Source organism: Rhodococcus coprophilus NBRC 100603 (assembly GCF_001895045.1).
Taxonomy (GTDB): Bacteria; Actinomycetota; Actinomycetes; order Mycobacteriales; family Mycobacteriaceae; genus Rhodococcus; species Rhodococcus coprophilus.
The window spans coordinates 123,475-146,072 of record NZ_BDAM01000003.1 but is presented as its reverse complement, the minus strand read 5'-3'; the positions used below and the strand labels follow the sequence as shown (position 1 = coordinate 146,072).

The following is a 22,598-nucleotide window of genomic DNA, read 5'->3' as shown; positions in this document are numbered from 1 at the left end:
GCCGGTCGTGGAGGAGGGCGGCTCGCGGTGCCGTCTGCGTATCTGGGCGATACTGAAGGAACCCGCTGCGGCGGCGCGTACACCGAATCGGACTTGGGACCAACGAGGGCAAAGAGGGAGAGTTGTGACCAAAGCGGCAGTTCTGGGGGCAGGGTCGTGGGGGACCGCCTTCGCGAAGGTGCTCGCCGACGCGGGAACCGACGTGACCATCTGGGCGCGCCGGGCAGAGGTGGCGCAGGCAATCGGTGAGAGGCACCAGAATCCCGGCTATCTGCCCGGCGTCGTGCTTCCGGCCTCGTTGAAGGCAACGACCGATCATCGCGTGGCGCTCGACGGCGTCGACTTCGCGGTGCTCGCGGTGCCGAGTCAGTCCCTGCGCGCCAACCTGGAGTCGTGGCGCGACGACATCGGGTCCGGGACCACCCTCCTCAGTCTTGCCAAGGGGATCGAAAGCGGCACCCTCATGCGGATGAGTCAGGTGATCGGCCAGGTCACGGGAGCCGACCAGCACCGCGTCGCCGTGCTCTCCGGCCCCAACCTGGCCCGGGAGATAGCCGAGGGTCAACCCGCCGCGACGGTGATCGCATGCCCCGATTCCACGCGTGCGCTGGAAATTCAGAAGGCCTGTGCGACAGGTTATTTCCGTCCGTACACCAACACCGACGTCATCGGGTGCGAAATCGGTGGCGCGTGCAAGAACGTGATCGCGCTGGCCTGCGGGATGGCCGCGGGAGTGGGGCTGGGGGAGAACACCGTCGCAACCATCATCACCCGGGGACTCGCCGAGATCATCCGTCTCGGTGTGGCGCTCGGGGCGATGCCCACCACACTCGCCGGTCTCGCCGGAGTCGGCGACCTTGTCGCGACGTGCAGTTCGCCGCTGTCGAGGAACCGCACTTTCGGGGAACGTCTGGGTCGCGGTGAGTCGCTCGAGAGCGCGCAGGAGGCCACGCACGGCCAGGTCGCCGAAGGGGTCAAGTCCTGCACGTCGGTACGGGCCCTCGCCGCGAGCTACGACGTCGAGATGCCGCTCACCGACGCCGTCCACCGGGTGTGCCACGAGGGGATGTCGGTGCACGACGCGATCGGTCTGCTGCTCGGCCGGCGGATCAAGCCGGAGTGAGCGACATGACCGGAGATTCGACTCGATGTGTGAAAGCTGTTGCCTACGAAGGGTCTCCGGGATCACCGCTGCAGCAGGGTCCGGTGTTCGCCGCGCCTTACCTGCTCGGCGAGGACGAAACCGGCGAGGCAGACACCTACGCGAGGGCGTCCAATCCCGGGTGGCGGGCCCTCGAATCGGCCCTCGCCTCCCTCGAGGGAGCCGTCGCGGCACGGGTCGTCGGGTCCGGTATGTCGGCGATCACCGTCGCGCTGAGAGCGTTCGCCCGGCCCGGCGTCACGGTCGTGGTGCCCGCGGACGGCTATTACCAGGTGCGCGCCTACGCGCAGGAGTACCTCGCTCCCCTCGGCATGGTCGTTCGTGAACTCTCCGTCGCCGATTTCGGCGACGGGACACTGCGCGCGGTCCTCGAGCAGGCCGGCGAGGGCGCGGTGGTGCTCGCCGAGACCCCGTCGAACCCCGGCCTGGACACCGTCGATCTGCGGGCCACGGCCGAGTTGTGCAGAGCCGCCGGAGCACTGCTGCTCGTGGACAACACGACCGCCACCCCGCTCGGCCAGCTTCCGCTTGCCCTCGGCGCAGATGTCGTCGTCGCGAGCGGGACGAAATCGCTCAGCGGGCACAGCGACCTGCTGTTCGGCTACGTCGCGGTCTCCGATCCCGCTCTCGTGGCCCGGCTCGACCGAGAGCGCCTGCACTCGGGCACGGTGCTCGGTCCCTTCGAAACGTGGCTCGCGCACCGCAGTCTCGGGACCGCAGGATTGCGCTTCGGCAGGCAGTGCACGAACGCCCTCGCCGTCGCCCGCATGCTCGGAGAGCACCCCGCCGTCGCCGCAGTGCGGTACCCGGGCCTCGAATCTGACCCGTCCCACCCGGTGGCCGCTGCACAGATGCAGAGATTCGGCCCCCTGGTCACCTTCGTGCTCCCCACCCGAGACGACGTACATCGGTTCGTGAAAGCTGCCGAACTCGTGGTGCCGGCGACCAGCTTCGGCGGGATCCACACCACGGCGGACCGACGGGCCCGGTGGGGCGATCCGGTACCGGAGGGTTTCGTCCGGTTGTCGTGCGGAATAGAGGACACCATCGATCTTCTGGACGATCTCCGCACCGCCCTCGACTCGGTCCGACGGGCCTGACGGCAGCCCGGACGCGCAAACCGAACGGGACGCGGCTGGGGAGACCGGTCAGCTTACCGGTACGGTTTGTGCCGTGAGAACGCCCCGAACCCGGGTGGCCGTCGTCTTCGGCGGTCGCAGCAACGAACACTCCGTCTCCTGCGTGTCGGCGGGCAGCATCCTGCGCAACCTCGACCCCGAGGAATACGACGTCGTCCCGATCGGGATCACGACCGACGGGTCCTGGGTGCTGGGCGACTCCGACCCGGAGCATCTCGCGAAGGCCGGCCGCGAACTGCCCGTCGTCGATGCGAACGGCTCGTCTCTGGTGCTCACGGCAGACCCCACCCGCGCCGGAGACATCGTCGCGCTCGACGAGGGGGAGTTCGGCAAGGTACTCGCGTCCGTCGACGTGGTCTTCCCGGTGCTGCATGGACCGTACGGCGAGGACGGCACCATTCAGGGCCTTCTCGAGCTCGCCGGCGTGCCCTACGTCGGTCCCGGAGTGCTCGCGAGCGCAGCTGGAATGGACAAGGAATTCACCAAGAAGTTGCTGGCCGCGGAGGGGCTGCCGGTCGGCTTCCAGATCGTGATGCGGCCCGGTACGACCGCGCTCACCGAGGAGCAGAAGCAGCAACTCGGGCTTCCCGTCTTCGTGAAACCGGCCCGCGGCGGATCGTCGATCGGTGTCAGCCGTGTCACCGACTGGGCGGCATTCGACGCCGCTGTCGGCAAGGCCCGCGCGCACGATCCGAAGGTCATCGTCGAATCCGCCATCGTCGGTCGCGAGGTCGAGTGCGGTGTCCTCGAGTTCCCCGACGGCGACGTGCGCGCCAGCGTGGTCGCGGAGATCCGCATGCCCGACACCTCGGGCAACCACGAGGCGTTCTACGACTTCGACACCAAGTACCTCGACGACGTCTGCGAATTCGACGTGCCGGCGAAGTTCGATCCCGCCGTCTCCGACGAAATCCGCGACCTTGCCGTCCGCGCGTTCCGCGCTCTCGACTGCCAGGGCCTGTCCCGCGTCGACTTCTTCGTCACCGCCGACGGGCCGGTGATCAACGAGATCAACACGATGCCAGGCTTCACGTCGATCTCGATGTATCCGAAGATGTGGGAGGCCACCGGGATCGGGTATCGCGACCTCGTCGGCGTCCTCGTACGGACCGCGCTCGCGCGGGGGACCGGTCTTCGCTGACCCACACCGGCGCCGCGCTTGTCGGTGCCGCCACCTCCCGGACTAGGCTGTGGGCATGACTGCCGTGACTCCCGACTCAGTTGTGACCGACGCCGGGGACACCCGAGAGGCCGTACATGCCGCGGCCCGCCGCGCCCGCGTCGCGTCCCGCCGTCTTGCTCTGCTGACCACCGCGGAGAAGGATGCTGCGCTCCACGCCGCCGCCGACGCTGTGCTCGCAGCGAGCGACTCGGTCCTCGCCGCCAACGCCGAGGACATCGAAGCCGCCCGCGCGAGCGGCACCGACGAATCACTCCTGGACCGGCTGCGTTTGACGCCGTCCCGAATCGACGGGATCGCGTCGGGACTTCGTCAGGTTGCAGGACTGCCCGATCCGATCGGTGGGGTCGTCCGTGGATCGACGTTGCCCAACGGACTCGAACTACGGCAACTGCGGGTGCCGCTCGGCGTCGTCGGGATGGTCTACGAGGCGCGTCCCAACGTCACCGTCGACGCGTTCGGTCTCGCCCTCAAATCGGGCAATGCCGCCCTGCTGCGTGGTTCGTCTTCGGCGGCGCGTTCGAATGCCGCCCTCGTCACCGCACTGCGCACCGCACTCGAGGGCCAGGGCCTGCCGGTCGACTCGGTGCAGTTGCTGCCCAGCGCCGACCGTTCCTCGGTCACCCATCTGATCCAGGCGCGCGGGCTCGTCGACGTCGTTATTCCCCGCGGCGGCGCCGGCCTGATCGCGGCGGTGGTCCGGGATGCCACCGTGCCGACCATCGAAACCGGTGTCGGCAACTGCCACGTCTACATCCACGCCGCGGCCGACCTCGAGATGGCCGAGAAGATCGTCGTGAACGCCAAGACCCGGCGGCCGAGTGTGTGCAACACCGCCGAGACGATCCTGGTCGACAAGGCCGTCGCCGACACCGCCGTCCCGCGTCTGCTCGAGGCATTGCAGTCGCACGGCGTGACGGTGCACGGCGACCTGCCCGGTCTGGTCCCGGCCACCGAAGAGGACTGGGCCGAGGAATACCTCACGCTGGACGTCGCGTTCGCGGTCGTCGACGACCTGGACGCGGCGGTCGAGCACATCGACCGGTACGGAACCGGTCACACCGAAGCCATCGTCACATCCGACCTCGCCGCCGCACGGGAGTTCACCGCCCGCGTCGATGCCGCAGCCGTTATGGTCAACGCGTCGACGGCGTTCACCGACGGAGAGCAGTTCGGGTTCGGTGCCGAGATCGGAATCTCCACGCAGAAACTGCATGCTCGGGGCCCGATGGGACTGCCGGAACTGACCTCCACCAAATGGGTCGTGTGGGGCGACGGCCACACCCGCCCGGCCTGACCCCGGCCGACCGACGAAAGGACTCAGCGTGGATCGTGCGCTGCCCACCACCCCGCCGATCTTCGCGGATGTCCAGGACGTGATCGACCGCCTCGCGGAGACCGGTTACCTCGCGGACAAAGGCACCGCCACAGCGGTGTTCCTCGCCGACCGCCTCGACAAGCCGCTGCTCATCGAGGGACCCGCCGGTGTCGGCAAGACCGAACTCGCGCGGGCCGTCTCCCAGACCTCCGGCGCCGAACTGGTCCGCTTGCAGTGCTACGAGGGCGTCGACGAATCGCGGGCGCTCTACGAGTGGAACCACGCGAAGCAGATCCTGCGCATCCAGTCGGCGGGCGCGAACGCCGCGGCCGGTGAATCGTGGGACGAGACCAAGGCGGACGTGTTCTCGGAAGAGTTCCTCCTCTCCCGCCCGCTGTTGACGGCGATCCGCCGGGACGACCCGACGGTGCTGCTCGTCGACGAGGTCGACAAGGCCGATGTCGAGATCGAGGGCCTGCTGCTCGAAGTGCTGAGCGACTTCGCGGTCACGGTGCCCGAACTGGGGACGATCACCGCCACCCGTAAGCCCTTCGCCGTCCTCACCTCCAATGCGACCCGAGAGCTGTCCGAAGCGCTCAAACGGCGCTGCCTGTTCCTGCACTTGGACTTTCCCGACGCCGACCTCGAGCGGCGGATCCTGGCCAGCCGTGTGCCGGAGCTTCCCGATGCGATCGCCGAGCAACTCGTGCGCACGGTCCGGGTCCTGCGCGGCATGCAACTGAAGAAGGTGCCGTCGGTCGCCGAGACGATCGACTGGGGCCGGACCCTGCTCGCGCTCGGGCTCGACACCCTCGACGACTCCGCGGTGCGCACCACGCTCGGGGTGATTCTCAAACACCAGTCCGACCAGCTGCGTGCCGCAGCCGAGCTCCGGCTGAACTGACATGGCCGGCGCGTTTCAGGGCGGTCCGGGGACACCGATCGCACCGCACGGTCTCCCCGGCCACCTCGTGGGATTCGTGGAGTCGCTGCGCCGCCGGGGGATCGCGGTCGGTCCGTCGGAAACGGTCGACGCGGGCCGGGTGATGACGGTGATCGAGATGCTGGACCGGGAAGCGCTGCGCGAGGGCCTCGCCTGCACTCTGCTGCGCCGCACCACCCATCGTCCGACCTTCGACGCGCTCTTCGACCTGTGGTTTCCCCCGGCGATCGGGCACCGCACCGCCGACACGCCGGACGTCGTGCTGCCACGGACTCCCGACGGCGAGATCGACCTCGACGCGCTGCGCGAACTGATCGCCGAACTACTCGCCGACGACTCTCCCGCGGCACAGGCGGCAGTCGAGACGCTCACCGCGCAGATGGTCGAGGAACTCGGGCAGTTCAAGTCGTCGAACGGGCCCTCCTTCTCGGCGTACCAGGCGCTCCGCGACGTGGCGCCGGAAACTTTGCTCACCAGGATCCTCGAAGGGCTGCTCGGAAACAGCGCGCCGGGGGAACGCGAGGACGGCGACTACGAAACCGAGGTTGCCCGCCGGACCGCGGCACGCCGGATCGCGGACTTCCGGTCGATGGTCGAACGCGAGACCCGGCGCCGCACCGCCGAACACCTCGGCCGGGAACGCGTCGAGAAGTACGGCGTCCCCAAACTGGCGGAGGAAGTCGACTTCCTGCGCGCGTCCGATGCCGATATGGTCGCGCTCCGTCGCAGCGTGATGCCCCTCGCGCGGCTCCTCGCGAGCCGGCTCGCCGCCCGCCGGCGTCGTGCCCGCGCCGGCGCGATCGACCTGCGGCGCACCCTGCGGAAATCGATGTCCACCGGCGGCGTGCCGATCGACCTGATCAACCGCAAGCCCCGGCCGGCGAGGCCGGAACTCGTCGTGCTGTGCGACGTATCCGGGTCGGTGTCCGGCTTCTCGCACTTCACCCTGCTTCTGGTCCACGCGTTGCGCGAACAGTTCTCCCGGGTGCGGGTGTTCGCCTTCATCGACACGACGGACGAAGTGACGCACTACTTCTCGTCGGGGGCCGACCTGGGTGACGCGATGTCACGGATGCTGCGGGAAGCCGACCTGATCACTTACGACGGGCACTCCGACTACGGCAACGCGCTGGCGACGTTTGCGGAGCGTCACGCCCACAGCCTGACCGGTCGCAGTTCGCTGCTCGTCCTCGGTGACGCGCGGACGAACTACCGCACTCCCAAGGTGGAGGTCCTCGAGCATCTCGTCGGCGTCGCCCGGCATGCGCACTGGCTCAATCCGGAACCCCGGGGTCAATGGGGTTCCGGAGATTCGGCGGCGCGCGCCTACGGAGAGGTCATCACCATGCACGAGTGCAGGTCGGCGCAACAGCTGGCCGCGGTGGTGGCGGGCCTGCTCCCGGTGTGACCCCGTAAGCTGAACCATCGTGCATCAGCCATCGGAGCGGCCCGTAGCGCCACAGCGACGTCTGGGCGTGATGGGCGGCACCTTCGATCCGATCCACCACGGCCACCTCGTCGCGGCCAGCGAGGTCGCCGCGCGGTTCGGTCTCGACGAGGTGATCTTCGTCCCGACCGGGCAGCCCTGGCAGAAGTCGATGCGGGAGGTCAGCCCCGCAGAGGACCGATACCTGATGACTGTCGTCGCGACGGCGTCGAACCCGCGGTTCACCGTCAGCCGCGTCGACATCGACCGGGGCACGCCCACCTACACCGTCGACACCCTGCGCGACCTGCGCGAGATGTATCCGGGCGCGGAACTGTACTTCATCACCGGTGCGGATGCGCTGGGCTCGATCCTGTCGTGGCAGAATTGGCGGACTCTGTTCGGTCTGGCCCGGTTCGTCGGGGTATCCCGGCCCGGTTACGACCTGAACGTCGAGCACCTGGCACCGCACCTGAGCGACCTTCCCGACGAGGCGGTGAGTCTCGTGGAGGTCCCCGCGCTGGCGATCTCGTCGACGGAGTGCCGTGAGCGGGTGCGGGCGAATCGGCCGGTCTGGTACCTGGTACCGGACGGGGTGGTGCAGTACATCAGCAAACGGCACCTCTACCTCGAGCGCGCGACTGCCGCCGAGAGCGTCGCCACCGAAGACCATTACATCGAGAGCAAGACCGAGAGAAAGAGCACGCAGTGAGCGCAACGACAGAAGCAATCGAGATGGCCCGTGTCGCGGCCCTGGCGGCCGACGAGAAACTGGCAACCGATGTCGTGGTGCTCGACGTTTCGGAGCAGTTGGTGATCACCGACTGCTTCGTCATCGCGTCCGCGCCGAACGAACGTCAGGTCAACGCGATCGTCGACAACATCGAGGAGAAGCTCCGCGAGGCCGGCCACAAGCCGGTCCGTCGTGAGGGAACCCGTGAGGGCCGCTGGACGCTTCTCGACTACGTCGACGTCGTGATCCACGTGCAGCACGAGGAAGAACGCAACTTCTACGCGCTCGAGCGTCTGTGGAAGGACTGCCCGACCGTGCCCGTCGAGGGTGTCGGCGGCCCGCGCTCGGCAGTCGAGACCGGCTCGGAGGAGTCCGACGCAGCATCCGGTGACGCCGAGCCCACGGGCGACGCGTGAGCGAGCCGCGGGTGCGGCGGCTGATTCTGCTGCGCCACGGACAAACCGGGTACAACGCCACCCGCCGGATGCAGGGTCAGCTCGATACGGACCTGTCCGATCTCGGCCGCCGGCAGGCCGCGGGCGTCGCAGAAGCCATGGCGGCGCTCGATCCGCGTGCGGTCGTCTCGTCGGACCTGCGCCGCGCGTACGACACCGCGGTCGCGGTGGCCGACCGCGCGGGCCTTCCCGTCGAGATCGACGCCCGGCTGCGTGAGACCCACCTCGGGCAGTGGCAAGGACTGACCCACACGGACGTCGACGCGATTGCACCCGGCGCACGCAGTGCGTGGCGGGCGGACGCGACCTGGGCGCCGCCGGAGGGAGAGAGCCGCGTGGACGTGGCCCGCCGCAGCCTCCGCGTGGTGGACGAACTGCTCGACAAACACGAGCGGTGGGGCCTCGAACCGATCATCCTGGTCGCGCACGGTGGTTTGATCGGCGCGCTCACCGCGGCGCTGCTCGACCTGCCCGTGGATCGGTGGCCCGTGCTCGGCGGTCTCGGCAACACCGGTTGGGTCCAGCTGAGCGGTTACGGCGACGTTCCGTCCTGGCGACTCGACGTGTGGAACGCGTCGGCCGAGGTGGCGCCCGATGACGTCCTCTGATCCGGCCCCGGTTCAGGGTTCCGGACAGGAGAACGGCGCCGACCCGGTCGAGGACACCGGATCCGGCACCGGACGGCCCACCCTGCTGGTGCTCGCCGACTCCCTGAGCTACTACGGCCCCAAGGGCGGACTGCCCGCCGATCATCCGCGTATCTGGCCCAACCTCGCCGCCGCCGAACTGGGCTGGGACGTGGAACTCGTCGCGCGCATCGGATGGACCTCCCGCGACGCATGGTGGGCGCTGACTCAGGACCCGCGGGTCTGGGCAACCATTCCGCGCGCCGGTGCGGTGGTGCTCGGAGTAGGCGGGATGGACACCCTCCCTTCGCCGCTGCCCACAGCGCTGCGAGAAGGACTGCGCTACGTGCGCCCCCCGGCGCTGCGCCGCGTCGCCCGCAACGCGTACGGATGGCTTCAGCCCCGGCTCTCGCCGCTGGGCTGGCCCGTCGCGCTGCCGCCCCGAGTCAGCGTGGAATACCTCGAGATGATCAGGGAGTCACTGGCGTACGTGCGCCCGGATCTGCCCGTCGTCGGAACGTTGCCGTCGGTGCACCGCAGTGAGCACTACCGCTCGGTCCACCGGGGTCGTCGTCCCGCGGTGCAGGCGATCACGACATGGGCGTCGGAGCATGCGGTGCCGCTGGTCGATCTCGGCGAGGCGGTCCACGACAACATCTTCTCCGACGACGCGAATCCGGATGGTATCCACTGGGGCTGGGAGGCGCACCGGCGAGTCGCGGCCGAGGTCGTGGACGCGGTGCGGATGGCGCGCCGGGATGCGCGGCCGGCGGCGGACGGCCTACGGTAGTCCTCGTGACTGTCGTGGTGGTGACCGATTCGTCGTGCTGTCTCGATCCGGAAATGGTGGATCGGTACGACATCCGTGTCGTGCCATTGCATGTGATCGCCGACGGCCGCGATCTGCGCGAAGGGGTCGACGAGCTTCCGGAGGACCTCGCGACGGTGACCACGTCGGGTCCGTCGCCTGCCGAACTGACCGAGGTGTACACCTCCGCGCTGGATGACAGCGACGGCGACGGTGTGGTGGCGGTGCACCTGTCGCGGTTGCTGTCCGGCACCTGGGACGCTGCGCGGTCCGCCGCGGATGCCCTCGGAGACGGCATCCGACTCGTCGATTCCCGTAACACCGCAATGGGTTTGGGGTTTGCGGTGCTCGACGCCGCTCGTGCGGCACGGGCCGGTGAACACCTCGACCAGGTGTACTACCGGGCCGAAAAGGTCGCGGCGTCGGCTCGGACCCTGCTCGTGGTCGACCGTCTCGACCACCTGCGGCGCGGCGGGCGAATCGGTACCGCCACCGCGCTGCTCGGTACCGCACTCGCGATGAAACCCGTCCTCCATCTCGTCGAGGGCAAACTCGTCCTGCGCGAGAAGACCCGAACCATGACCAAGGCGATGACCAAGCTCGTCGACGGCGTCGTCGCCGAGGCCGGACCGGGCGCGCTCGTAGCGGTGCATCACCGTGACGCACCCGAGAGAGCCGGCCGGATCGTCGAGCAACTGTCCGAGCGGCTCCCGGAGGCGGAGGTGACGGTGACCGAACTCGATGCGGTCCTCGGTGCGCACGTCGGGCCGGGCGCAGTGGGAGTTGTCGTCGCGCACAGTTGAGTGCGCACCTTGTCCCCAGGTAGACGATCGATCCCCAGGTGGAGTCGTACCCGTCTCCGGGGACGGGTACGGGGTTCGAGGCGACCTTAGCGTCGCGGCATGGCGAGTAGTGACGACGGCGACGTGGCGAGAAGCAGACTCGGTGCGATCGCGCGTACGGCGGGTCCCGAGGTCGACGATCTGCGGGACGCCCAGGCGTACGACGAACCCGAGCCTCCACCGACGACGACCCTGAGCGACCGCCTCCTCGCCGCACGATGGAGCACCGGACACCGCGGCACCGCGGCGCTCGCCGGGGTGGGTGTGCTCGCCGTGCTGGTCACGGTGGGTGTGCTCTGGCGCGACCGGCCCGTCCCGGACCCCGTGCCACCGCTGCCCGCCGTCGAAATCACCCCCGCGACCACGGTGGCGGCGAGCACGGTTGCGGCGACCACAGGGGCCACACCGGAACCCGAGACGGAACCTGCCGCCCTCGTCGTGAGCGTGGTGGGCCTCGTCCACCGGCCCGGGCTCGTCGAGATCGCTCCCGGCGCACGCGTGGCGGACGCGCTCGACGCCGCAGGGGGTGTCGCACCTGGGGCGGACCTCGTTGGCCTCAATCTCGCCCGCCGCATCTCCGACGGCGACCAGATCGTCGTCGGATTGTCTCCGCCACAACCCGTTCCCCACGGAAGCGTCGTCTCCGGCGCGGGTCCGCTCGACGGAGGCGACCGCGGTCCGGGCGCGGCAGGACCACCGGGACAGGGAAAGGTCGATCTCAACGCCGCCGACGAGGCGACGCTCGATGCGCTTCCCGGTGTAGGCCCGGTGACGGCCTCGTCCATCGTCGCGTTCCGGCAGGCGAACGGGCCGTTCACCGATGTCGAGCAACTCGGCGAGGTCGACGGGATCGGCCCGGCGCGGCTCGCGCGGTTGCGCGAACTGGTCACGGTGTGACCGCGCTGCCCGACCTCGACGCCCGCCTGGTGCCGTGTGCTGCCGCAGCGTGGGGCGTGACAGCGCTCGGTCTTCACCGCGGTTCGGGGCCTGCCGGTGCGGTCGCCGTCCTCGCGTGCGTCGCGGCGGGTCTGCTCTACGTAGTGTGCGTGCGCGGGCAGGGGATTCGGCAGGCACCTGCTGCCGTGCCGGTGGTGCTGGCAGTATGCGCGGTCGTCGCGGGGTTCGGCACGGCGACGGGAATTCGCATGTGGTTCACCGAAACACATCCGGTGGTCGAGGCTGCCGCCGCCGGGGGATGGGCGAGTGCGGTTCTCGAACCCACAGACGATCCGAAGGCGCTGCAGCGCGTCGGATTCGGTGGGGAAGCACAGGTTCGGATACCGGCGGTACTTCGGCACGTGACCGTCGACGGAATCCCAATTGTCACGGGCGGAACTGTCGTCGTCTTCGCTCCCGCAGACGGATGGTCGGACATCTCTCCCGGACAACGTGTCACCGCGCGTTTCCGGCTGTCGCCGATCACCGGACCGGGCACGGACGTCGCGATATTCCGGGCCGAGGACCCGCCGAACGCCGTGACATCCCCGCCCGTCTGGCAGAGGTGGGCAGGCACGGTGCGGAAGCGGTTGGCCGAGGCATGCCGAAGTGCGCTGCCTGCGGACCAAGCGGGACTGCTGCCCGGTCTCGTCGTCGGAGACACCTCCCGGCTCGAGGACGGCACGCGTGAGAACTTCCGTATCGCCGGGTTGACGCACCTGACGGCCGTATCCGGGGCGAACGTGAGCATCGTGCTCGGTGCGGTTCTGCTCGTCGTCCGCGCAGTGGGTGTTGGCCCGCGCACCGGAACGGCCGTGGCCGCAGTGGCTCTCGTCGCTTTCGTGATCGTGGTGCGACCTTCGGCGAGTGTCGTGCGCGCCGCGGCGATGGGCGCGATCGCGTTGCTGGCACTCGTCGCCGGCCGCGAACGCCAGGCGTTGCCGGCGTTGTGCGGTGCCGTCGGTGCGTTGCTCGTCCTCGACCCCGACCTCGCCGTCGACGTCGGCTTCGCATTGTCTGTCTCGGCGACCGCGGGCCTGGTCGTGCTCGCACCCGTGGTCGTCATGTGGCTGCGTGAACACGGCTGGCCGCGTGTGGTCGCCGAGGTGTCGGCGGTCTCGGGGACGGCGTTCGCCGTCACCGCGCCGATCGTCGCCGCGGCCACCGGAACGGTGAGTCTCGTGTCCGTCGCGGCGAACATCCTCGTCGCGCCCGTCGTGGCACCGCTGACCGTGCTCGGATCCGGTGTCGCGGTGGCCGCAACGGCCCATTCCGGTGCGGGTGAGGTGCTCGCCACCGTCGCCGCACCGTTCTTGTGGTGGATGCTCGGTATCGCCGAGCGCGCCGCAGCTGTGCCGTCTGCGGAGGTTGCGGTGCCCGAAGGGGCGACCGGGGCGGTCCTCGTCGGTGTCGTCGCGTCGGTGATCTGCTGCGCTGCGCGATACGGGCGAGTACGGGTCGTGGTCGGTGTCGCGCTCCTCGCCGCCGCGGCAGTGTGGCTCCCGGTCCGGCTCCTGCAGCCCGGATGGCCGGGCGACGGGTGGGTACTGGTTGCCTGCGACGTCGGCCAGGGCGACGCACTGATCCTTGCCACGGACGGGGGAGGTGCTGTGGTCGTCGACGCGGGTGCGGAGCCCGAACCCGTGGACCGCTGCCTGCGGCGCCTCCGCATCCGCAGTGTCTCGATGCTCGTGGTGACGCACCTTCATGCCGATCACACCGGGGGTGTGCCGGGTGTCCTCCGGGGGCGGGATGTCGCGTCGGTGGTGGTGGGCCCCGGTGCCGCCGACCGTGAAGGCGCCACGGACCTTGCTCGCGTGGCGGCCAGGCACGGCGTTGAGGTGCGAGAGGTCGGGCGCGACGACGTCCTGGTGGCCGGAGCCACGACGATCCGGGTGATCGGCCCGGTCCGTCCCGGATACGCGGAGGAGAACGATCTGTCGCTGGTCCTGGTCGCCGACACCCCGGTAGGCCGGATATTGCTGCCCGGCGATGCGGAAGAGGCCGCGCTCGATGCGCTGGTGCGCTCGGGCGCCGATGTGCGTGCGGATGTGCTGAAAGTGCCGCACCACGGCTCGCGTACCACTCCGACCCGGTTCTTCACCGCGGTCCGCCCGCGCGTCGCGGTGGTCAGCGCGGGGCGTGACAACACCTTCGGGCATCCGCATCCGCAGACGATTGCTGCACTTCGGGCGCTGGGAGCGCGGGTGCTGAGTACCGATCGGCACGGCGATGTCGCGGTGGTGCGTGCGGGCTCGGGGGCATTGGCCGTGGTGTCGGACCGCCGTGACACCATCGAGCCGTGAGCGACTCTTCTTTGCATCTGCTCCTCGGCGACGAGGAACTGTTGATCGACCGTGCAATTGCGAAGATCGTCGCCGACGTTCGGGCGCGGAGCGGAGCGGGCACCGATCTTCCGGTGTCGCGGTTGCGGGCCGGGGATGCCGCTCCTCCCGAGCTGGCGGAACTGCTGAGCCCGTCGTTGTTCGCCGAGGACCGTGTAGTGGTGCTCGAGTCCGCGGGGGAGGCCGGCAAGGACGCGGCAGCCCTGATTCTCGACGCGGCGGCCGACGTGCCGAGCGGCGTGGCACTCGTCGTGGTGCACAACGGTGGAGGCCGGGCCAAGGCGATGGTCGGGGGACTGCGTTCGTGCGGGGCTGTCGAACACGACTGCGCCGCACCGGCGAAGGCGGGCGACCGAGTCGCGTGGGTACGCGCGTTCGTCCACAAGGAATTCCAGGCAGCCGATGTCCGGGTCGCGTCCGACGTGGAACAGCTGGTCATCGAGTCGGTCGGATCCGATCTGCGCGAATTGGCCGCTGCCTGCAGCCAGCTGGTGGCCGACACCGGCGGAAAGATCGACGCCGCGGCGGTGCGCCGCTACTACTCGGGCAAAGCCGAGATCACGGGTTTCGACGTAGCGGAGAAAGCTGTCGCGGGTGACGTTGCCGGTGCACTCGAGGCACTGCGGTGGGCGATGCACCGTGGTGTCGCTCATGTGCTGCTGGCCGATGCGCTCGCCGACGCGGTGCACACGATCGCGCGAGTGGGCTCGGCCGGTCGCGGCGACCCGTTCTCCATGGCATCCGGACTAGGGATGCCCCCGTGGAAGGTCAAGAAGGCTCAGGCGCAGGCCAGAGCGTGGGCACCGGCATCCATCGGCACGGCGCTGGGCGTGGTGGCCGCGCTCAACGCCGACGTGAAGGGTGCGGCCGCCGATCCGGACTACGCGCTCGAGCACGCGGTCCGCACGGTGGCTGAGCTCGCCGGCTGACGACACCGGACGCTGACCGGCTCGGAGATCCACACGAGCCGTTCAGTGCGGAGGGGTCGCGCGAACACACGAAAGCCGCTTCCCGTCGGGGAAGCGGCTTTCGGAAAGCAGAGCTCGCGTCTACTACCTCGGAACTACGTTCAGAGCGAGTTGGCGAGCTTGGCCAGTGCAGACTTCTTGTTGGCGGCCTGGTTCGGGTGGATGACACCCGCGCTGGCTGCCTTGTCGAGCTTGCGGCTGGTGGCGACGAGAAGCTCGGTGGCCTTGTCCTTGTCGCCAGCGGCCGCGGCCTCGCGGAAGGAGCGGATCGCGGTACGCAGCGCCGACTTCACCGACTGGTTCCGGAGCCGGTTGCGCTCGTTGGTGCGAATTCGCTTCACCTGGGACTTGATGTTGGCCACGCGTAGAATCCTGTCGTGTTGCTGGTAGCTGGTTGAAAAGCTCTGGATGCACTAGGCACCGACAGGCAACGATACCAAGAAGGCCCGCAAAGCCCAAACCGGCGCAATCGTCATGTCCGCAGTGTTTCGCCCCCAAGACAGTTCGATGTCGGATTGTGCACAACGCCCTCACATATAGAACGATTCCGGCATGAGTCGCCGTACACCTACTGCGTCGGGCACGTCCCCGGCCAGGCACCGCAGGAAGAACCCCGATGTGTTCGACGGTTACGGGAGAAACCCGGACCGTTTGGCGTACGACGAGATGTTCGATGCGGAGGGCAAGGTCCGTCCGCCGTATCGGCGGCTGCACCAGATTCTCGAGTCCAAGGGTCCCGAGGATCTCGCGGCGCGCACCGACGCGCTGGGCAGGGCCTTCACCGACCAGGGTGTGACCTTCTCCCTGTCGGGTCAGGAGAGGCCGTTCCCGCTGGACATGGTGCCGCGCCTGATCGCGGCAGCGGAGTGGAACCGGCTCGAGAAGGGGATCCGGCAGCGGGTGCGGGCACTCGAGTTGTTCCTCGCCGACGTCTACGGCGAGCAGAGCATCCTGCGGGACCGCGTCATCCCCAAGCGCCTCGTCACGTCCTGCGAGCACTTCCACCGGCAGGCGGCGGGAATCGTCCCGCCGAACGGGGTGCGCATCCACGTCGCCGGAATCGACCTGATCCGCGACGAGAAGGGAACCTTCCGCGTTCTCGAAGACAATCTCCGATCGCCGTCCGGAGTGTCCTACGTCATGGAGAATCGGCGCGTCATGGCTCGGGTGGCGCCCGATCTTTTCGTCCAGCACAAGGTGCGTCCGGTCGGGGACTATGCGTTGCACCTGTTGCGGGCACTCCGCGCCGCGGCCGCGCCCAACGCAGCCGACCCCACGGTGGTCGTCCTCACCCCCGGTCTCGCGAATGCCGCCTACTTCGAGCACTCCCTCCTCGCCCGGCAGATGGGTGTGGAACTCGTCGAAGGCCGCGACCTTTTCTGCCGCGACAACATCGTCTACATGCGCACCACGGAAGGTGAGCAGCAAGTCGACGTGATCTACCGGCGCATCGACGACGACTTCCTCGACCCGCTCCAGTTCCGGCCGGATTCGGTGCTCGGAGTGGCGGGTCTGCTCAACGCCGCGCGCGCCGGCAACGTAGTGATCTCCAGCGCAGTCGGAAACGGCGTGGGTGACGACAAACTCGTCTACACCTACGTGCCCGACATCATCGACTACTACCTCGGCGAGAAGCCCCTCCTGCCCAACGTCGACACCTTGCGGTGCTGGCTCGACGAAGAACGCGAGGAGGTCCTCGACCGCATCGACGAACTCGTCATCAAGCCCGTCGAGGGCTCGGGCGGGTACGGCATCGTCTTCGGCCCCGACGCCTCGGCGGCCGAACTGAAGACCATGGCGCGCAAGATCCGGGCCAATCCCCGGGCATGGATCGCCCAGCCGGTCGTGCAACTGTCCACGGTGCCGACCAGGGCGGGCGACACACTCGCTCCCCGCCATGCGGACCTGCGTCCGTTCGCGGTCAACGACGGCGAGGAGATCTGGATCCTTCCGGGAGGGCTGACGCGCGTCGCACTTCCCGAAGGGTCGCTGGTCGTCAACTCCAGTCAGGGTGGTGGCAGCAAGGACACCTGGGTGCTGGCCAGCCGAAGCTCCGACACGGCCAGCGAACTGGGCGGGGAGGGGTTCGTCGAGGAGAGGGCCGAGGTGAGCCAACCCGACCGCGGACCCGAACTGACCACCGAGCAGCAACAACAGCAACAGCAACAACAGCAAGAGCAACAGGGAGGGGGACGCTGATGCTCGCACGAAATGCGGAGTCGCTGTTCTGGATCGGACGCTACGTCGAACGAGCCGACGATACGGCGCGCATCATGGACGTCGCGGTGCACCAACTGCTCGAGGACTCCACGGTGGACCCCGACCGCACGTGCCGGCAGTTGCTGCGCGTCCTCGGATTCAGTGCGCCCGAAGGCGAACTCGACGTGCAGACGGTCATCGACATCGTCGCGTTCGGCCGAGACGGCGCCGGGTCGATTCTCGATACGATCTCGCATGCACGCGAAAATGCCCGCGGTGCACGCGAAGTCACGTCCACTGAGATGTGGGAATGCCTCAATACCACCTACAACGCCCTCGCCGAACGAGAACGCGCCGCGAAACGTCTGGGTCCCCACGAGTTCTTCCGTTACGTCGAAGACCGCGGCGCGATGTTCGCGGGCCTGGCCGACAGCACGCTGTGCCGTGACGACGGATACCGGTTCCTGTTGCTCGGCAGGTCCATCGAACGTGTCGACATGATCGTCCGGCTGCTGCTCTCCCGTGCCGGCGACCGGCCCACCTCGCCGACCTGGGCGACCGTACTGCGTTCGGCCGGTGGATACGACACCTACCTGCGCACCTACCGGGGGGCACTCGACGCGGGACGCATCGTCGAATTCATGATGCTCGACCGGCTTTTCCCCCGATCGGTGTTCTCCGCGATCCGGCAGGCAGAGCAGTGCCTGACCGAACTCGACGACCAGACCGACCACCGCTTCGGTGCGCGCAACGAAGCGCAGCGACTGCTCGGGCGAGCCCGTAGCGAGCTCGAATTCATCCGGCCGGGCGTGCTCCTCGAGGAACTCGCCGAACGCCTCGACGCCCTGCAGGAGATGTGCCGGCAGGTCGGCGAGGCCATCGCGCTCCAGTATTTCCACGCAGCGCCCTGGGTGGCATGGAGTTCCGCCCGCAACGACGGTGAAGACGATCTGCTTCTGGAGGGAGAACTGTGAGCTGGCGCATGCGCGTGGTCCACAAGACCGGCTACGAGTACGCGGGGCCGGTCACGGCGTCGTACAACGAGGCGCGTCTGACGCCCCGGTCCGACAGTCGTCAGACGGTGATCCTCAGTCGTGTCGAGACGACTCCCGCGACGCGCTCCTACCGGTACACCGATTACTGGGGGAGCGCCGTGACGGCGTTCGACCTCCACGCACCCCACACGTCGCTCGAAGTGACCGGTTTGTCTGTTGTGGAGACGGATTCGCTCGATCCGCAGGAGGAACCGGCGGGCTGGGACGTGATCCGGGAACCCGACACCAAGGACCGATACGACGAATTGCTGCTGCCGAGCCGATACGTTCCGGCAGACAAAGCGCTCGCCAAGACCGCCCGGGACCTCGCAAAGGGTCTCGACCCGGTCGACGCCGTGGTCGCCGCCGCACAGTGGGTCCACGAGCAGATGGATTACGTCCCGGGAACGACCGGCGTCCACACCTCCGCAATCCAGGCATACGAGGAACGTCAGGGGGTGTGCCAGGACTACGCTCACCTGACGCTGCTCCTGTTGCGTGCCATGGGAATTCCCGCACAGTACGTCTCCGGGTATCTCCATCCCGTCAGGGACGCGACGATCGGGGAAACCGTCGAGGGGCAATCCCACGCGTGGATTCAGGCATGGACCGGTGCGTGGTGGGGATACGACCCCACCAATGCGAGATTCGTGGGTGAGCAACACGTATCGGTGGGGATCGGCCGGGATTACGGCGACGTACCCCCGCTCAAGGGCATCTACATGGGCGGAAGCGCCGCGGCGCAGGAAGTCGTTGTGGAGGTCACGCGACTTGCGTAGTGTGCTTTCACGAGCGAATTATGCTGCGGCAAGACGATTCGATGGTGTTCGGTGTAGGTAGGTCCGGCCGGTGGCCGGGACCACGACCTCCGAGGGGAACTCATGGAACCCGAACGTGACCCGGCTCAGGAACCACTACGCGACCCCGCACAGAGAACCGGCCGAGAACCGGAGAACGGGATCCGCGATGCTGCACACCGGGTCGACGACTCCGACCACGAAACCGCGTTGGAAACCGCGGAACCCGCCGAATACTCCGATCTCAGACGGTGCGCGGCGGAGGCGATCGGGACGTTCGTGCTCGTGTTCTCCGCTGTCGGAACAGCTGTCTTCGCGGGCGATTACGTGGGCCAACTCGGAGTTGCCCTCGCGTTCGGCCTGACGCTGCTGTTCCTCGTGTACACGATCGGCCCGATTTCGGGTTGCCACGTGAATCCGGCGGTCACCCTCGGCCGGCTCATCGTCGGCCAGGTCACGCCCGTTCGTGCGGTCGGTTACTGGATCGCGCAGGTGATCGGCGGTCTGGTGGCGGGTGTGACGATCTTTGCGATCGCATCGTCGCTCCCGGCGTACGACCGCGCGGCAGACGGTCTCGGCGCGAACGGCTGGGGCGCGCACAGTCCGTCTGCGATCCGGGGGCCGTTCGGCGGAGTCCTCGAGAACGGTTACGGGATCGGCGCCGCGATGGTCGTCGAGATACTCCTGACCGCGCTGCTGGTGTTCGTGGTGCTCTCCACGACCGATCAGATCGCCGACGTGCTGATCGCGGGGATCGCGATCGGATTCACCCTCGCCGTGATCCACCTGATCTCGATCCCGATCGACAACACCTCGGTCAATCCGGCGCGCAGCCTCGCCGTGGCGTTCTATCAGAACGGCGCGCTCGGGCAATTGTGGTTGTTCATCGTCTTCCCGCTGATAGGCGGTGCGCTCGGCGCGCTGGCCTACGCGTTCCTGTTCGGCCGACGACAGGGGCTGCGGCCGTCCTGATCCGGAGAACGCCCGGCGGGCTCGGGGCCCGCCGGGCGTCGTCTCGTGCCGGTCAGCCGGCTGCTGCCGGTATTCGCTTACCGCAGGAAGTGGATCACTGCCAGTTGCGGTCGGTCACTGCCAGCTGTAGTCGGAACGCAGACGAGCAGCGACCTGCTCGAACCGGGACTGCGCGAGGATGGCGCCTTCGCGCCGAATGCCGTCCTCCGGCACGTCGATCACACGATCGAGCCGGACCCAGCTCGGCCGGCCCTCCGGGTCCCAGCGTCCGCTTCCCACGCCGACCCAGTCGGGATGTCCGTCCCGGTCGGTGTTCGACGACAGCATCAGCCCCAGGAGGGTGTTGCCGTCGCGGCCCACCACCAGAACGGGCCGGTCCTTGCCCTGGCTCGCGTCCTCCTCATAGGCCACCCACGTCCACACGACCTCACCGGGATCGGCGCGGCCGTCCAGGTCCGGGGAGTAGGAGATGCGCCGGGCGCGGTGCGCGGTGGGCGCGGTACGCGACGCGACGGGCCGTCCCGGAACCGGGCCGCGGGTCGTCCCGGCGGTGCCGGTCGCAGCCGTGCCGGCGGCGTTGCCGATCGCCGTCCGCGCCTTGTCCAATGCCCCCGACTGCTGGAGTTGCTTGTACAGTTTCGGGCCCTGCTGGGCCGCGAGGCGGCCCAGTTGTATGCCTAGTTTCTTCCATGTGCCAGCCACGAGCACCGAGCTTAGCGAGCCTCCGAGCGCCGGGTGTGGCGAGCGGAGCCCCGGCCGGAGTCCCGACCGTGCGCAGGCTTGGATATTCTGCTGGTGTGACCGCGGTCTGCACGGCCGTTGCCATCCCGAGTCAGGAGCACGACATCAGCACCTTCGCCGACACCACCTTCACGGACCCCGGGAAGATCCGGAACTTCTGCATCATCGCGCACATCGACCACGGCAAGTCGACGCTCGCGGACCGGATGCTGCAGCTCACCGGCGTGGTCGAGGAACGGCAGATGCGCGCGCAGTACCTCGACCGCATGGACATCGAGCGCGAACGCGGCATCACCATCAAGGCGCAGAACGTGCGGCTCCCCTGGAAGTACGAGGGCGAAGAGTATGTGATGCACCTGATCGACACGCCCGGGCACGTCGACTTCACCTACGAGGTGTCGCGAGCCCTGGAGGCGTGTGAGGGTGCCGTGCTGCTCGTCGACGCCGCGCAGGGCATCGAGGCGCAGACGCTCGCCAACCTGTATCTCGCGCTCGACAAGGACCTGACGATCATTCCGGTCCTCAACAAGATCGATCTGCCTGCCGCCGATCCCGATCGTTACGCCGCGGAGATCGCCAACATCATCGGGTGCGAACCCTCGGACGTCCTGCGGGTCTCCGGCAAGACCGGTGAAGGTGTCCCTGCTCTGATCGACGAGGTGATCCGCAAGGTGCCCGCGCCCGTCGGTGACGCCGACGCCCCGGCGCGAGCGATGATCTTCGACTCCGTGTACGACACCTATCGCGGCGTGGTGACGTATGTGCGCGTCGTGGACGGCAGGATCGTTCCGCGCGAGAAGATCAAGATGATGTCCACCGGCAGCACCCACGAGATGCTCGAGGTCGGCATCGTCTCGCCCGAGCCGAAGCCGACACAGGGCCTCGGCGTCGGTGAGGTCGGTTACCTCATCACCGGTGTGAAGGACGTGCGCCAGTCGAAGGTCGGCGACACCGTGACTCTCGCCCGCAACGGCGCGACAGAGCCGCTCACCGGATACCGCGAGCCGCGGCCCATGGTGTATTCCGGTCTCTACCCCGTCGACGGCTCGGACTACCCGGACCTGCGCGACGCGCTCGACAAGCTGCAACTCAACGACGCCGCCCTGACGTACGAGCCCGAGACGTCGGTCGCGCTCGGCTTCGGTTTCCGGTGCGGTTTTCTCGGGCTGCTGCACATGGAGATCACGCGAGAGCGGCTCGAGCGGGAGTTCGGCCTCGACCTCATCTCCACCGCCCCGAACGTCGTCTACCGCGTCGTGCTCGAAGGCGGTCAGGAACACATCGTGACCAACCCGTCGTTCTGGCCGGAAGGCAAGGCGCGGGCGATCTACGAGCCGATCGTCAAGTGCACGATCATCTCGCCCAGCGAGTTCATCGGCTCGATCATGGAGTTGTGCCAGTCTCGTCGTGGCGAACTCGGTGGCATGGACTACCTGTCCGAGACCCGCGTCGAGTTGCGCTACACGCTGCCGATGGCAGAGATCATCTTCGACTTCTTCGATTCCTTGAAGTCGCGCACCCGCGGCTACGCCAGCCTCGATTACGAGGAGGCGGGCGAGCAGGAATCGGCGCTGGTGAAGGTGGACATCCTGTTGCAGGGTGAGGCCGTGGACGCCTTCAGTGCGATCGTGCACAAGGACGCCGCCGCCGCGTACGGCAACAAGATGACCACAAAGCTGCGCGAGTTGATTCCCCGTCAGCAGTTCGAAGTGCCGATCCAGGCCGCGATCGGATCGAAGATCATTGCCCGCGAGAACATTCGGGCGATCCGCAAGGACGTGCTCGCCAAGTGCTACGGCGGTGACATCAGCCGCAAGCGCAAGCTGCTCGAGAAGCAGAAGGAAGGCAAGAAGCGCATGAAGACCATCGGCCGTGTCGAGGTGCCGCAGGAGGCCTTCGTGGCTGCGCTGTCGTCCGAAGCCGCGTCCGACAAGCCCAAGAAGTAGTCCGGGCGAAGCCGTGAAGGAGACCCGA

General features: G+C 68.2%; 21 protein-coding genes. 19 read left to right on the top strand and 2 right to left on the bottom strand.

What is annotated here, in order from left to right; all coding sequences use genetic code 11:
* The first annotated feature begins 124 nt into the window (after positions 1-124).
* From RDCOP1_RS06530 to holA, 14 genes are all read left to right on the top strand, one after another.
* Positions 125-1,123, top strand: coding sequence for an NAD(P)H-dependent glycerol-3-phosphate dehydrogenase (locus RDCOP1_RS06530; RefSeq protein WP_072699303.1), 999 nt, complete (start codon positions 125-127; stop codon positions 1,121-1,123).
* A 5-nt stretch (positions 1,124-1,128) separates the two neighbouring features.
* Positions 1,129-2,262: a cystathionine gamma-lyase gene (locus RDCOP1_RS06525; RefSeq protein ID WP_072699645.1), complete on the top strand. Its 1,134-nt coding sequence runs from the start codon at positions 1,129-1,131 to the stop codon at positions 2,260-2,262.
* A gap of 73 nt (positions 2,263-2,335) precedes the next feature.
* Entirely contained in the window at positions 2,336-3,442 is a 1,107-nt protein-coding gene (locus tag RDCOP1_RS06520) for a D-alanine--D-alanine ligase family protein (protein ID WP_169848842.1), read from the top strand.
* Positions 3,443-3,497: 55 nt separating this feature from the next.
* Positions 3,498-4,778 carry a glutamate-5-semialdehyde dehydrogenase gene (locus RDCOP1_RS06515; RefSeq protein WP_072699301.1) on the top strand — a complete coding sequence of 427 codons (1,281 nt, stop codon included), beginning with the start codon at positions 3,498-3,500 and terminating at the stop codon, positions 4,776-4,778.
* 28 nt (positions 4,779-4,806) lie between these two features.
* A complete protein-coding gene (locus tag RDCOP1_RS06510; RefSeq protein ID WP_072699300.1) occupies positions 4,807-5,703 on the top strand; it encodes an AAA family ATPase in 897 nt (298 codons plus the stop codon).
* Between the two features lies 1 nt (position 5,704).
* The gene (locus RDCOP1_RS06505) at positions 5,705-7,150 is read left to right on the top strand and encodes a vWA domain-containing protein (RefSeq protein ID WP_072699299.1); all 1,446 of its coding nucleotides are present in this window, start codon (positions 5,705-5,707) and stop codon (positions 7,148-7,150) included.
* A gap of 70 nt (positions 7,151-7,220) precedes the next feature.
* Entirely contained in the window at positions 7,221-7,880 is a 660-nt protein-coding gene (nadD, locus tag RDCOP1_RS06500) for a nicotinate-nucleotide adenylyltransferase (RefSeq protein ID WP_084722472.1), read from the top strand.
* On the top strand, positions 7,877-8,317 hold the full coding sequence (gene rsfS / locus RDCOP1_RS06495) for a ribosome silencing factor (RefSeq protein ID WP_072699297.1): 441 nt from the start codon (positions 7,877-7,879) through the stop codon (positions 8,315-8,317). The genes nadD and rsfS overlap by 4 nt, the downstream gene beginning before the upstream one ends.
* Before the next feature lie 68 nt (positions 8,318-8,385).
* Complete coding sequence (locus RDCOP1_RS06490; RefSeq protein WP_231923092.1) at positions 8,386-8,964, top strand: histidine phosphatase family protein; 579 nt, start codon at positions 8,386-8,388, stop codon at positions 8,962-8,964.
* A gap of 88 nt (positions 8,965-9,052) precedes the next feature.
* The gene (octT, locus tag RDCOP1_RS06485) at positions 9,053-9,772 is read left to right on the top strand and encodes a diglucosylglycerate octanoyltransferase (protein WP_072699644.1); all 720 of its coding nucleotides are present in this window, start codon (positions 9,053-9,055) and stop codon (positions 9,770-9,772) included.
* A 5-nt stretch (positions 9,773-9,777) separates the two neighbouring features.
* A complete protein-coding gene (locus RDCOP1_RS06480; RefSeq protein WP_072699295.1) occupies positions 9,778-10,593 on the top strand; it encodes a DegV family protein in 816 nt (271 codons plus the stop codon).
* Between the two features lie 99 nt (positions 10,594-10,692).
* Positions 10,693-11,529 (top strand): ComEA family DNA-binding protein, encoded by an 837-nt coding sequence (locus RDCOP1_RS06475; protein WP_072699294.1) that lies wholly within the window; start codon positions 10,693-10,695, stop codon positions 11,527-11,529.
* Positions 11,526-13,874 (top strand): ComEC/Rec2 family competence protein, encoded by a 2,349-nt coding sequence (locus RDCOP1_RS06470; RefSeq protein WP_072699293.1) that lies wholly within the window; start codon positions 11,526-11,528, stop codon positions 13,872-13,874. The genes RDCOP1_RS06475 and RDCOP1_RS06470 overlap by 4 nt, the downstream gene beginning before the upstream one ends.
* Positions 13,871-14,842 carry a DNA polymerase III subunit delta gene (holA, locus tag RDCOP1_RS06465; protein WP_072699292.1) on the top strand — a complete coding sequence of 324 codons (972 nt, stop codon included), beginning with the start codon at positions 13,871-13,873 and terminating at the stop codon, positions 14,840-14,842. Before RDCOP1_RS06470 ends, holA begins: the two co-directional genes overlap by 4 nt.
* Before the next feature lie 140 nt (positions 14,843-14,982).
* Here holA and rpsT read toward each other — a convergent pair whose 3' ends face one another.
* On the bottom strand, positions 14,983-15,243 hold the full coding sequence (gene rpsT / locus RDCOP1_RS06460; RefSeq protein WP_072699291.1) for a 30S ribosomal protein S20: 261 nt from the start codon (positions 15,241-15,243) through the stop codon (positions 14,983-14,985).
* 304 nt (positions 15,244-15,547) lie between these two features.
* Here rpsT and RDCOP1_RS06455 point away from each other — a divergent pair, with 304 nt between their 5' ends.
* The 4 genes from RDCOP1_RS06455 to RDCOP1_RS06440 all read left to right on the top strand — a co-directional run bounded on the left by RDCOP1_RS06455 (position 15,548) and on the right by RDCOP1_RS06440 (position 19,883).
* Complete coding sequence (locus tag RDCOP1_RS06455) at positions 15,548-17,080, top strand: circularly permuted type 2 ATP-grasp protein (RefSeq protein ID WP_231923093.1); 1,533 nt, start codon at positions 15,548-15,550, stop codon at positions 17,078-17,080.
* Positions 17,080-18,054, top strand: a complete 975-nt coding sequence (locus RDCOP1_RS06450) for an alpha-E domain-containing protein (RefSeq protein ID WP_072699289.1) — start codon at positions 17,080-17,082, stop codon at positions 18,052-18,054. Before RDCOP1_RS06455 ends, RDCOP1_RS06450 begins: the two co-directional genes overlap by 1 nt.
* Before the next feature lie 8 nt (positions 18,055-18,062).
* Positions 18,063-18,893: a transglutaminase family protein gene (locus RDCOP1_RS06445; protein WP_072699643.1), complete on the top strand. Its 831-nt coding sequence runs from the start codon at positions 18,063-18,065 to the stop codon at positions 18,891-18,893.
* 102 nt (positions 18,894-18,995) lie between these two features.
* Entirely contained in the window at positions 18,996-19,883 is an 888-nt protein-coding gene (locus tag RDCOP1_RS06440; RefSeq protein WP_084722467.1) for an aquaporin, read from the top strand.
* Between the two features lie 114 nt (positions 19,884-19,997).
* On the opposite strand, the gene RDCOP1_RS06435 is transcribed toward RDCOP1_RS06440, so the two are convergent.
* The gene (locus tag RDCOP1_RS06435) at positions 19,998-20,585 is read right to left on the bottom strand and encodes a type II toxin-antitoxin system PemK/MazF family toxin (protein WP_072699641.1); all 588 of its coding nucleotides are present in this window, start codon (positions 20,583-20,585) and stop codon (positions 19,998-20,000) included.
* A 95-nt stretch (positions 20,586-20,680) separates the two neighbouring features.
* Here RDCOP1_RS06435 and lepA point away from each other — a divergent pair, with 95 nt between their 5' ends.
* Complete coding sequence (lepA, locus tag RDCOP1_RS06430) at positions 20,681-22,570, top strand: translation elongation factor 4 (protein WP_072699288.1); 1,890 nt, start codon at positions 20,681-20,683, stop codon at positions 22,568-22,570.
* The last annotated feature ends 28 nt before the right edge of the window (positions 22,571-22,598 follow it).